Source organism: Rhodococcus sp. T9N, from assembly GCF_024436645.1.
In the GTDB taxonomy this organism is placed as follows: Bacteria; Actinomycetota; Actinomycetes; order Mycobacteriales; family Mycobacteriaceae; genus Rhodococcus_F; species Rhodococcus_F qingshengii.
In genome coordinates this window covers 23,112-35,542 of the sequence record NZ_JAMSKS010000086.1, presented here as the reverse complement: position 1 = coordinate 35,542, position 12,431 = coordinate 23,112, and the positions used below count along the sequence as shown (strand labels likewise).

The window sequence follows — 12,431 nt, the reverse complement described above, 5'->3', positions numbered from 1 at the left end:
GAGTTACGGCAGATAGTACGCTACTATCTGCCGTAAATCCTTAGCGCCGGATTTCGAGAATCTGCTCCCCGACCCCCTCGTCGACGAGGTTGCTTGTGGCGCGGTTGGTTGCGCGGACGCGTGTGGTGTCGAATGCGTCGGTATGGGCGTTTCCGTAGGCGAAGAGAGTTGTGTGCCCGAAGATTTGGGATCGTGCCGCGTCGGTGGCCACGATTTGGGCGCTGCGCTTCGTTTCGGGTGCCAGTCGGGTGATGATGACGCGTGAGACGCCGATGATGCGGATGGTGATGCCGTCGGGCAGCTCGGCGTCGGTGAGTTCTAGGGGTTCGTCGTTGCGGTGGTCGATGACGATCGTCTTTGCGCCGGTGCGCAACCGTTCGTGGATCTGGGGGACGGTCTGGCAGGGGGAGAGCGGCCGGCGTTTGACGGGTGGCTTTGCGGACGGGCGTTTTCCGTTCATCGCTTACCCCGATCTGAGAGATGGGTGATCCACACGGGCGAGGTTTCATTCTCGCGCGCGGATGCCTGGGTCTTCCGGATGCGGGCGCTGTCGGCGGCTCGGCGGGCGACGAAACGGGCAGCTTGGCGGCCGGGGGAGTCCTCGGATGCGGCCGATGCGTAGCGGTTGCGTTCGGCCTCGAATGCTGCTGCCTGTCGTTCGCGCTCGGCTTTTTCCTGGTCTGCGGCTATCTGAGCGAGAACGTGTGGTGCGAAGGCCAAGTCCTGCTGCTTCATGAGCCAACGGATGAACGCGATGGGGTGCTTCGGGGCCGGTGCCATCCGCGTGGCCTTGCTCCAGGCGTCGATCGCGTCGTTGAGATCCGCGGCCGTCCAACCATGTGCAGCTGGTTCGGCCAGCGCGGGAGCCCAACCTCGGGGGGTGTGCCGGCGCGCCCAAACGGGAGTTCGTGGATTGCTGAGCCATTTGGATGCGAGTAACAAGCCTTTCCGGACGACTTCGGCCTTCTCGACATCCCCCTTTGACTCCTTGCGCCGCGAAGCGGCTCGTTTATCCACAGATCGTTTTGTATTAAGTACCTCTCTACGAGAGGTAAAGCTCTTAAAGTGACCCCTGCGGGGGTGGGGTGCCATCTGTATGGAACCGGCGACCAAGATGCGGGTTTTATCCACAGGCTTGCTCAGGTGCAATGCCCAGACAGACGCCCAGCCACGGGCCTTGTCGTTGAACCTCCATGAGGCATACCGCTCGTCCTTGGTGCGGAGTCGGCCGCGGAGAACCTCGGTGGCCACGCGCAGGAGCTTGAGAGCTTGTCGTGCTCGCTGAACAGTCCGCTCTTTCTTGCCGGTGCGTTCGACGATGGTTTCCACGGTCAAGCGTGAGTTGCGGCCGGTGTCGAAGTCCGCGGCTTCGGCCATGACGGTGGCAACTGCCAGCAAGGACTTGAGGCTGATGCCGCCGCCAGACGACCGGACTAGTGCCGGTCGAATCCGTGTGTATTCGGCGGTGAACGCACACCGAACGACGATCTCGACCCAATGTTGGGCGCCCCGCCAGCGGGCGATGCCGCCGTATGCGCCGTCTTCGAGGGCGAGTGCGACCTTGCAATAGCGCCGGCAAGCGGCTTCCTTGCCGAGCGTATTGAGCAGCATCGGCGTCAGGGCATGGCACTGGTGCCCGTACAGGTGCCCTTGCATCCTGCGGGGTGTACGAGCGGTTCCGTAGCGGCGCCGCGTAGGGCTGCTACCGCAGTACGGGCGCTGTATGGGTGCGGGCGTGTGCTCCATCGCTGAGACACGCGAAAAATCGGTTATGGATTTTGCATCAGGACGCGATGTACCCTGAGACCTGTCGCGCAAGACAGTCCCTTCGGGGAAAGCAGCAAGACCCTAAGATCCGAGCGTCAACTCGTTTCTTACGACATCCGAATCCCCCGGCCCGTCAACCGGGGGATATCGTCGTTTTAAGGGCGATCAACTGCGCATATGAGACCGAAGCGGGGTTTCCGCATCTTCGGCGTTGTGGTCACCATTAGGCGGTCATCGTCAGCCTCTCTGTGTGGACTGCGGCCGGGTCGAATCGGGTTACCGCAGCGCTGAGGATGTCGGCGACGAGTTCGCTCTCAGTCAGTCCCCGAGCTTCGCGCATCAGGGTGAGGCGGTCTTTGACATCCACGGGCACTCGCGTCTCGACACGACGCCGCTCGCCTTTACTCGGACGACCTCTCGCCATGACAAGCCCCTTCCAGTTCGTCCGCGCGGTGGCGCGGGCATTGTGTTGCCTGCAAATACTCCCGCAGAAATGTCGAGATACGCAGCCGACACGCCGGTTCAATTCGTTCGCTCTATATGGTTCAGTGTAAATCGGCTAGAAAAAGCCTGACTGCGACGGACTCCATCGGTTCCGTGAGCGGATTGCTGTAGGTCGTTGCTCCTGGAAGCTGCGCGGCACGGGCACGCGCTGCATCAGCGAGCGCATCGAAAAGGCCACTGGACCGTTGAATAGGGGATTTACGTGTCCAGGCCAGGTGCTGCGCAGTTTCCGGAAGCAGGCGCTCACATGCCAGCCGGACTGCGAGTTTGTCGTGCGCTGCGCCAGTGACGTGGCCGAAGAGAGCGGGTGGCGCTAGTTGTTCAGCGAGTTGCCAGAACCGTTCTGTCTGGAATACATGGATGAGTGCTTGGGCGTCGTCGCCTAGCAGTCGTTCGTAGAAATCCGGGACCAATCGATCGCGAACGAAGTTCGTTCCCGTCTCGGTGCGAACTACTTCGTCTAAAGCCCGGTTCGCTGCGGCGGATTCGATCGGGTGCTCGATCACCCGGCCTCCTGCAAAAATTGCATCTGCACCGCTGCCGGTGAGAACAGCTGCCGGCGCCGGGGACGCTGCGCTGAATCGGCGGATCAATTCAGAGGCAGCGAGGATCGGGATAGCGGCTGCGACCTCCCACAATTCGTTGACTCCCAGAGCGACGACTGCCGATTTAGCGAGGCTGACGACGTCTGATGAGCTCAGGACAACAACTTCATGCCGCAGTCCGAGTGCTTCGGCAGCGGCTATCGCGGGTGCTCGATCGACGGTTTCCCCGTCGACGACGATCGTGATCGCACGCGGTGCGGTGCCGAGGGCGACTGCGGTCGCCGCAACGAGGATCGAATCAACGCCACCTGAAAGCAACACGATCGGATCTGCGGGGTAGCTGTCGAGCACCACTCGTATTCGATCGAGGGTTTCGGCGGCTATTGCCTTCGCCGCGATGTCAGGGTCTGCGGTGGTGCGGAGGCTGGAACCATCGACGTCGAGTGCGTGATCGTCTGCGACGAACTGCATTGGCGTTGCGGTCTGAAGTGCAGTCGGTGAGCGCACAGTGCCCTTTCCAAGGATGAGTTAGCAGGTGGTTCGGTAGGGGAGTTCAGGGAATAGTTGGTCCCACGTCGCGTCGGTAAGAACATTGTTCGTGTTCCTACACACTCGGGTTTCTGCCGCGCGCTGAGTGAGATTCCATAGCCGGACGGCGCCGCCCTCTCCACCTGCCGCGAGGTGATTGGAAGTAGGACTGAATGCGATATACCACCGGGTGGCTCCGATGGATGCGATGGAACCGCCGAGTTTGATGGGAGCTGCGATGTTTGTGGTGTCCCATAGCTGGACGGTTCCCTCGTCGCTGCCCGAAGCCAGAGTCCGCCCGTCGGTTGCGAAAGCGACGGACCGGATCGTGCTTGATTGGCCGATCAGGGGGTCGCCGATCCCTTGCGCCTCGCTTGGCTTCGTTACGTCCCAGAACCGAATCGTCTGATCGTCACCAGCGCTGGCCAGGGTTTTCCCGTCCGGCGAGAAGACAACGGATTCGGCCTGCTTCGTGTGCCCGGTCAGTGGTTGAAGCATCTCGGGACGGCTCGGATCTGAGCTGTCGAGGAGCGTGATGTCGTTGGTACCCGACGCCGCAATCGCGAGCGTTCGGCCGTCCGGCGAGAAGGCTGCGTTGGTGAGCAGGTCGCCGGGGACCGGCACAGGCTGCCCCAAGGGTGCGGGCGCAGCGATGTCGGTGATGTCCCAGAACTGGAGCGAATTGTCGCTGCTACCGGTGACTAGGGTGCGGCCGTCTGGAGTGATCGCCATCAAATACGCGTATCTGGTCTCGAGGTCGAGCCGGCCGAGAGGACGGATGGTGTCGGGGTCTGAAGCATCCCAAAGCCGCACTGCCCGATCGTTTCCGCCCGTTGTCAGCACGGTTCGGCCATCCGGTGACATTTGCAAGTTGTCGATTTGGCCGTTGGGCACTACGACTCGTCCCCGTGCGATCGGGTGATCGGGATCAGAGGTGTCCCACACCTGAAGCGAGCCGTCGACAGAGCCCGTGGCCATGTGTGATCCGTCCGAGCTGAACCTCGGCGTCATGACACGGTCGGTGTGGGCGTCGATGACGGATGTAGGGCGGTTCCACATCCTGAGGACGCCGTCCTGGCTTCCCGTTGCCATAGTTGCGCCGTCGGGAGCGAAGGCGACTGTGATCATGCCCCCGTTACTGCCGGCAAGGGGCTGCCCTAGGGCGCGCGGGCGGGCAGGGTCTCGGAGGTTCCACAGTCGGGCGGTGCCGTCCCAGCTTGCGGTTGCGAGCGTTTGACTGTCCGGTCCGAACGCGATGGACCACAACGCACCGGTGTGACCAGTGAGAGGCGGCCCTTCCAAGGTCGGTTGCGCGGGGTTTCCGATGTTCCAGACGCGGGCGGTTCGATCGTCGCTGCCGGCGGCGAGAAGTTGGCCGTTTGGACTGAACGCGACCGAGTGCGCCGCTCGGGCAAACCCGGTGAGCGGGGCTGTTGCGATTACGGGGTTCGATGGGTCGCTGACGTTCCACAGCCACACTGTTTTGTCGTCGCTGCCGACCGCGAGGAGTTTCCCGTCCGGACTGAACGCGCTTGTTCTGACGGGACCTGCTGGTCCGGCAAGTGGGGGAGTGAGGAGAGACGCTGCTTGCGGGTTGCTTACGTCCCACAGCCCTGTGGTTCCGTCGTCGTTCGGTGCGGCGAGGGTGCGTCCGTCTGGGCTGAACGACACCACGTACACGGTTCCGCCGGCGGATTGCAGGGGGCTGCCGATTGCCTCGGGCGAGAGCGGATCGCGTACGTCCCAGAGTCGCACTGTGCCATCACCGCTCGCAGTGGCAAGCATCGCACCGTCAGGGGACCAGGCGGCTGAGGTGACGAAGCTCGTGTGACCTTCCAGCGGCGATCCGATCGGTGTCGGGACTTGTGGATCGCTGACATCCCATAGTCGCGTTGTGTGGTCTCCACTCGCCGTCGCGAGAACTTTGCCGTCAGGTCGGTATGCGGCGGTGTAGATCGCATTTTCATGCCCGGTGGCCGGCGTCGCCATCGGTGCATCTTGAGTAGCGAGAACTCGGGACGCGGTGGCGGTCTCGGCAGGCTGCATGTCGCGGGCTGCAAGAACTAGCTGCGCCGACAGAGACGGATTGGACTGTTGTAGTCGGTCCGCTGTCGATAACACTTCTCGGAATTGTGCACTCGATGCAAGGACCTCTGAGCGCGCACTCGCTCGGAACGCAAAGACGGACACGATCATCAAGACCGCGATAAAGGCTGCGATCGCGGACACGGCGCCCCGTTTTTGGAGCTTCCGTCGTTCTTGCTTCCTTATTGCATCCCGGCGAAAGCTGTACGCCGTCGGTGTCAGTGGGTGATCGTCGAGTTGCGCGATGACATCGTGCAACCTGTCGCCTGCCCACAGGTCGGCGGACTGTCGACCTCGCCGGTCCCATTCGGCCGCGTCGCGTTCAAACGTCTGCCGAAGCATGTTGCTCGCCCTGTTGGCGCTGATCATGTTGTGCAACCGGTTCCAGCTGTCGATGACCACTTCATGGGCAAAGGCCACGAGTCCGTCGTCGTCGACGGTCAGTAGTCGAGCGGTGGTGAGTGCTTCGATGACCCGGCCGTTCCGGGCATCCGCGCCGCCCACGCGTAGCAGCTCGGCGCGGGGTACAGCCCTCCTGGTGTCGCGGGCACCGTCTCCGATCTGAACCAACCTCAACAGCAAGGCCGGCGCCACTGCACGATCGTCGGCGTCGAGCACCTTCCAGGCGTTTTCGGCGGCGCGGTTGACGGAACCTTCGATTCCTCCGGCAGCTTCATACGCTCGAAGTGTGAGGTTTCCGGCGGGGTCACGGTGCATCCACATGCTTTCAAGCACGTGGGACATCAGAGGGAGAACGCTCTGATTGTGCCCTACTCGTGTGGCGTCGAGATCACTGATGATTCGTTCGGACAAGCCTTGTTCGAGGTCAGCGTTCGCGGCGGCTGCCGGCAGTTTGATGGCTTCGGCCAGCTCTTCGGAGCTCATAGGCGCGAGCACGATCTGCCTGTGCTGTAGAGCGTCGGCAAGGGGAGCGTGTTGCAAGCATTCGGGCACGAAGTCCGCTCGTACGCCGATTACAACTCGTATGGTGCTCGTTGAGCTGACCACGCGAGAGAGACGGTCGAGTCGATCTATGAACTCGTCGCGGGTCGCGTCATTCGCACCCGCTGTGAGTACCTGTTCAAACTGATCGACGATGAGTAGTAGGGCATCGTTCTCGGAATCAGCGAAGTAGTCATCGAGCAACTCCCGGTAGTCGTCGCTCGACTCGGCTTCTCGTATGCGCGGGAAAATGCGGGTAAGCGCGCCGAAGGGGTCCGGGCCGGGGTCTACGGTCTCAATGCTCCACGGTTCCGTAGATCCCCACGTCAACCCGTGAGTAGCTGCACGCCCCGCGATACCGGCGTGAAGAAGCGAAGATTTACCAGTCCCGGAGGCTGCATATAGGACGAACAACCCGGGGGTAGTGGCGCCTTGGAGGGTGGAGACAGCTTCGTCGATGCTGCGTTCGCGTCCGAAGAAACGGTCACGATCTGTGACTGTGTACGAGGCTAGGCCGAGATATGGGCAGGCAATTGGCGCTGTTTTCGACGCGTCCGGGCCTTGCCTGCTACCGGTCTGCGCCTCTGCCCACCATTCCCTCCACACCGCCATGTCATACAGACCATGCTCAGAAGGCTGTATCGATTTCGCCCTCGCCGCCGATATAAGTACCCAGAGGACAGGCTCGAGCGATTCGAACTTTTCAGGGACGCGGGCTCCGCGCCGCCAATCGCTGATGCGCTGGTAGCTCGGACCCTCGGAGCTACGTTCTTTCGCCCTCGCTGCTACTGCCTTGAGCGTCGGATTATTCGCGGCCGCCCAGAGTGCACTCAGTCTTCCTGCGAACTGGTTCCGGTCCGTCACTTGAATCCTCGCGCCACTGTTTTCCTGCCGTTTCCCCAATTCCGCACCCAACAAAGTTCCGCGTGCGGAATATTTGTCCGAAGTGCCCGGACCTGCAAACTTAGCGTGTTGCTTGGTGCGGAATCGAACCGTGGTGTGGAAAATCGGGAAAAGTTCGCCGCATGACGGTAGAAGACGCGCCTATCGCGGCGTGCGATTCGTGCGGTGCATCGAGAATGCGATCCGCGCACTCTTCACACAGGGGTGTGCGGAGGTCTGCTTCTCGCGCGGTTGAATGCGGAACGAATATCGCTGAGGGAGTAGTCGAGCTCAGCGGCGAGCATCTCCGCGACATCCTCGCTGAGGTTGATCTCACCGCGCTCGAGGGCACCCATCATGGTTTGGGAAAGACCGATCCGCTCGGCAAGTTGAGACTGTGTGATCAGCCGCAGGGTGCGAAGGTCGCCAAGGAAGGTCTCTCCTTTGGGTACGGAAACCAAAGCGGAAATATCGATATCGAGCACGCTAGGGTCGACCAATTTAACGAGTGTCTCGATCTTGGGCGTGCCTCTACCCGCTTCCCATGCTTTGACTGCGCCGGGCGTCAAACCAAGAATGCGCGCAAGTTCGGCTTGAGTGAATCCTCGCTCCAACCGTCGATCACGGAGCACGTTGGGTTGAAAGCCGCGAACGGATCTCCTGCCCACTCATCCCCCGTCCACTCGTGTTCGGTGCGATTCACCTAGGCGTGAAGATTAGCCATCGTGGGATTACCCCTACTGTCTAGCCGTTTTAAACTGACTGTTATAGACTGACCCTCATAGGTTGATCTTGTGTCCGGCTCGGGCCGTCACCTGGGCCGGACACATCCAACGAATCGGGGGAGCTGTGAGAACGAAAGAGTGGGGTGAACTCCAAGTTCGAGGCCGGGCGGGCTCGCTGTGTGCCGGCAGGAGCCTGGGCCACACATGCATTTCGGTGAGCATTCCCGGCACCCGAGTCTGCCCCGTTGGCCATTCACTTGTTCCTCACCATCGGTCCTCGCTGCCTTCGGCGCAGGACCCCTCCCCGCTTTCTGATGCCAACGCATCGGAAACAGTGGCCGCGTAAGCGCCACCTCAGTCCGCATCAATTCCCCGTATTTACAACCCAATTGGAAGGTTCCACACAATGAAGCACCACAAGTCTCGACCTACCGGTCGCCACCGCGCACCGTCCGCGCCTGTCATCGCCGCCGGCACCCTCACCGCTCTGGTTGTGGCCACTTTCGCAACGGCAGGGATAGCGGTGGCAGCCCCGCAGCCAGGGGTAACAGGGCCTGCACCGGGACAGCCCGGAGTCACTGCCCCGTCACCTGCACCTGCACCTGCACCTGCACCTGCACCTGCACCCTCGACCGAGCCTGTACCCGAGCCGGTCTACTGGGTGCCGCCGCCCGCAGAGTACGCGAACGTTCCGTCGCAGCCGCTGCCGAACTGGGACTATGATTCCGGCACCTACACGGCCCCGGCCGACTACAGCGTCGCACCGATCGACTACGGCAACATTCACTTGCCCGGACCCGTCGAGATCGTCGCACCGATCATCGCGCCGAAAGAGAAGGGTCGCATTGGTGATTGGGTCTTCGAGCAGAAGACCTGGATGAGTGACGACGATCTCGCCCGCACCAACAACACCTCGGCCGTCATCGAAAGCCAGGTCTCAACCTTCTACGCCTCGATCGGTGTCCCCGTCGACCGCGCGAGCCGCATCGCCGCCGCACAACTGGCCGGTGGTGCCGGTGGCGCTTTGGCCGGAGCCGCCGCCGTTGGTGTACCCGCAGCAACAGTGGGCGCGTTGATCGGCGGAACCATCGGCGGAACGTCGGCCCTCGGCTTGTTCAGCCCCGTTCTCACGCCGATCGGTGCCGTGCCTGCTGGTGTGGTGGGCACAGCCACCGGAGCAGGTATCGGTGCAGCGGCTCTGGGCGTTCCCGCAGCGGCGATCGGCGCAGTCGGCGGTGGCATCGCAGGCGTTGCGGCCGCAACCGCCTACGGCGCAGGCGAATTGGGAGAACCTGTTGATGTCAGCGACCAGATCCCCGACATCGACCAGCCTGCCGTGACCACTCAGACGCAGAACGTTCTTACCGACTGGGAGAACTCCGGCCCCGTCGGACAGGCAGTGGCCACCACCGTCCGCGACACCGTCGCCGCCGCACCCGCGATCGACCAGCAGGCCCGAGACTTCGTCGCAGCCCAGCCCGGAGGCGAGCAGATCATCGAACAGGTCGACACAGCCCTCACGGACTTCTTCACCAACGCCAGCCCTGGCCTGGCATCGCAGCTGATCAGCGATGCAATCGGAGCAGGCACACAGGCATAGCCGGATTGGCCGGGACGGGCACGCCCGTCCCGGCCATCTGACATGGATTGCCTGGTCGAAGAAGGAGTTTGAAACGATGTTTGGCTCGAAGGGATCTACCCCTAAACCGGCGGTACGTAGCGCGACCGGCGGAACTGGTACCCGCCCAGTCCGCCTCCCAAGTCGTCCTCGTATGCCGCATGCGCGGACACCTCGCCGTCAGGTCGCGGCCGTGACGGCACTGGCGATCGCGGTGCTGGTGTTGTTGGTCGGGGTCGTCGTGGGCGCTGCGTCGGTCATCGGCCGGGTCACCGACGACGAGCCGTCGAACATCAGCGAGATCGTCAATTCCGCTGCGACACCGTCGACTACACCGTCTCCGGAACCTGCCGGATGCCCGGTGTCTGCTGGTGATCAGAACAGCGGCGAGGGTGTGATCGCAGCGTTCGAACACGCGTATTACACGCTGCGCTCTGCCGATGCAGCGATCGCGCTACTCACCCCTGGTGCAGCTCCCTTCGCAGCGGACATGCAGTCGGCGATCAATGCGACGCCGGAAGGAACGACCTACTGCATGACGGTGACCGGCGTGACTGCTGGGACGTACGCAATGGAGCTGGACGAGACCCGCCCCTCCGGCAAAGGCGCGTCGCTGTATCAGCGCATCACCACCGCCGTGATCGACGGTCGGCATTTCATCACCTCCATCACTGATGCAGAAGGAATCCGATGAATATCTCTTCCACCGCCCGCTTCGCGTCGGCGTTCGCCATCATTTCGACGCTGGTCGCAGGATTCGCGGCCGCACCGCTCCTGGCCAACGCCGCACCGTCCACTGCGGCGGGCTGCACCAAGTACATCGGTGTCTTCGCTCCCGGAACGACCGAGACCCGCGCCGACGCCGATCCGTCGAAGCCTGCCGGAATGTTGGGCCAGGTAGGGGAGAAGCTCGAAACGATGTACGGGCCCAACACCTTCCGTGCCATCTATCCGTCGTACCCGGCCGAAGCGTTTTTGCAGTCCGGCATGACCTACTCGGCCTCGAAGACCGCCGGTGATCAGGCAATGGCGACCGCGATGGAGCAGTGCCCGAACTCGAAGTTCGTCATCGGCGGCTATTCACAAGGTGCACAGGTCGCCAACGACGTCGCCGTCAACATCGGGGCAGGCAGCGGCCCCGTTCCCGCCGCGTCCGTTCTCGCTGCGGTCATGCTCGCCAATCCGAAGCTCGGCACCGCCGGTTCGCAGGTCGTCGGCCCCAAGCTCGACGGACAGGGCATCGCCGGTCCGGCCGCCGAGGGCTACGGCGCTCTGTCGGGTCGGGTCTTCGACATCTGCCACCCGGAAGACAAGTACTGCAACACCAACACCGGCAAGGATTCATTCTTGGCGTCGTTGGGACGAGTGCTTGCCAACCCACCCGGAACAGTGGCACCGACCACCGCGACTGCTGTCTCGGCGACAACGACTCCGTCCGTCGCAGGTCAGACCTCGACCGACACGGCTGCGAAGCCGGCGTCGACTCCGGCGGCCGCCGAAACTGCGAATACCTCGGCAGGCGCCGGAACCGCGAACGCGTCGGAGTTCTTGGGCGCGGTGACCTCGAACTACGGTTACGCGGATCTCGCGGCTGCTCCAGGGGCAGCGTCCGCGTTGGCGACCTCGGTGGAGAAGCTGCAAAGCGCAGGCGCTCCCACCTCGACGTCGGCGGCGGTCGATGTCGCCGCGGTTCGTCAGCAAGCGCAACTGTTGGCCGGAACCTTCAAGCCGGTCCAACAGACACAGGCATGGATGGCAGCGAACCCGGCCGCGCGCGACGGGTTGCGCAGCGCTCCGGCTGATTCTCCTGAGGCCGCCACGAACTCGGTCGTCGATGCGCTCGACAAGGTCGACGTTCCGCAGGTTCTGGATGCTGCTGACCAGGTGGTGACGTTGGCGAACAGCATCCTCTCGGGTGGTGGCACCGGTACCGGCGGCACGTACGCGGGTCTGACTGGTCCCGCACAGAGCTTGTCGAACGGTGTGGCTCCGCTGGCGGATACACCGACCGATCAACTCACCACCGCCACGTCGATCCTCTCCGCGATCCAACCGGTGACGATCATCAACCAGATCCTCGGCGTCGTCTCGGGTGTGACCTCGGTGGACTACAACGCGGTTGCGGCCAACCTGCAAATACTTCCCGGCCATCTGTTGGCCGGCAACGTCAAAGAAGCGCACCGGGTCGCGGGGGAGCTGAACAACCAACTCTCGCCTTTGGTGAAGATGGCGGCCGGGGTCGACCTGAAATCGGTGTCACGGATCTTGGCACTGATCCCCGATCCGTCCGGCACAGCCGCCTCGGCGGCGCTGGTGGCGAACCTGCTGGGCAACGTCGACATCATCCGCCTCGCCCGCGACGTCGGGCAGCTCCAGGAAGTCGCGTGGCAGGTCGCCGAAACCGGGAACGTCCTGGCCCTCGGGCAGCTCCTCCCGATCGGTGTGGATCTTGCGAACGTTGCGCTCGGTGTCCTGACACCGGGGCAGAAGATGACCGCCGAGCAGCTCCACGAACCGGCCGATTCGATGACCACGTTGATGGGTGCGCAGGCGCAGAACTCCGACTTCGTCGGTCTCGGTAACTCGGTCCTGGCGACGGTGACCTCCCAGGATGCGCAAGCACTGACCTCGGTCGTCGACGCCGGATTCACCGCAGCGAGTTTCCTCGGTTCCCGCGTTCACGAGTCCTACGGGCAGTGGTTGATCGACGGAAAGCGAACCGCTCTGGACGCGATGGTCGACATCTACCGACAAGCGATCGGCGGCTAGCGCGCGGCGGCGGGTGAACCGAAAACGCTCTTGGGCGAGAGCTTTTGACGTTCACCTCCCCACTCC

The 12,431-nt window shown here is 62.9% G+C and carries 9 protein-coding genes; 3 read left to right on the top strand and 6 right to left on the bottom strand.

Annotation, left to right across the window (positions count from 1 at the left end):
- Positions 1 to 40: 40 nt before the first annotated feature.
- The 6 genes from M1L53_RS34740 to M1L53_RS34715 all read right to left on the bottom strand — a co-directional run bounded on the left by M1L53_RS34740 (position 41) and on the right by M1L53_RS34715 (position 7,885).
- Entirely contained in the window at positions 41 to 460 is a 420-nt protein-coding gene (locus M1L53_RS34740) for a hypothetical protein (protein WP_193595838.1), read from the bottom strand.
- Entirely contained in the window at positions 457 to 1,656 is a 1,200-nt protein-coding gene (locus M1L53_RS34735) for a replication protein (RefSeq protein WP_256933105.1), read from the bottom strand. Before M1L53_RS34735 ends, M1L53_RS34740 begins: the two co-directional genes overlap by 4 nt.
- A 334-nt stretch (positions 1,657 to 1,990) precedes the next feature.
- A complete protein-coding gene (locus tag M1L53_RS34730) occupies positions 1,991 to 2,191 on the bottom strand; it encodes a hypothetical protein (RefSeq protein ID WP_128638045.1) in 201 nt (66 codons plus the stop codon).
- A gap of 121 nt (positions 2,192 to 2,312) precedes the next feature.
- Positions 2,313 to 3,287, bottom strand: coding sequence for an asparagine synthase-related protein (locus M1L53_RS34725; protein ID WP_193595875.1), 975 nt, complete (start codon positions 3,285 to 3,287; stop codon positions 2,313 to 2,315).
- 57 nt (positions 3,288 to 3,344) lie between these two features.
- Positions 3,345 to 6,983: a WD40 repeat domain-containing protein gene (locus M1L53_RS34720; RefSeq protein ID WP_193595874.1), complete on the bottom strand. Its 3,639-nt coding sequence runs from the start codon at positions 6,981 to 6,983 to the stop codon at positions 3,345 to 3,347.
- A 485-nt stretch (positions 6,984 to 7,468) separates the two neighbouring features.
- Positions 7,469 to 7,885 (bottom strand): helix-turn-helix transcriptional regulator, encoded by a 417-nt coding sequence (locus tag M1L53_RS34715; protein ID WP_257216792.1) that lies wholly within the window; start codon positions 7,883 to 7,885, stop codon positions 7,469 to 7,471.
- A 499-nt stretch (positions 7,886 to 8,384) separates the two neighbouring features.
- On the opposite strand from M1L53_RS34715, the gene M1L53_RS34710 reads away from it, so the two are divergent.
- The 3 genes from M1L53_RS34710 to M1L53_RS34700 all read left to right on the top strand — a co-directional run bounded on the left by M1L53_RS34710 (position 8,385) and on the right by M1L53_RS34700 (position 12,365).
- On the top strand, positions 8,385 to 9,578 hold the full coding sequence (locus M1L53_RS34710; protein WP_193595873.1) for an insoluble domain protein: 1,194 nt from the start codon (positions 8,385 to 8,387) through the stop codon (positions 9,576 to 9,578).
- Positions 9,579 to 9,789: 211 nt separating this feature from the next.
- Positions 9,790 to 10,290 carry a hypothetical protein gene (locus tag M1L53_RS34705; protein ID WP_193595872.1) on the top strand — a complete coding sequence of 167 codons (501 nt, stop codon included), beginning with the start codon at positions 9,790 to 9,792 and terminating at the stop codon, positions 10,288 to 10,290.
- The gene (locus tag M1L53_RS34700) at positions 10,287 to 12,365 is read left to right on the top strand and encodes a cutinase family protein (protein WP_193595871.1); all 2,079 of its coding nucleotides are present in this window, start codon (positions 10,287 to 10,289) and stop codon (positions 12,363 to 12,365) included. Before M1L53_RS34705 ends, M1L53_RS34700 begins: the two co-directional genes overlap by 4 nt.
- Positions 12,366 to 12,431 lie beyond the last annotated feature (66 nt).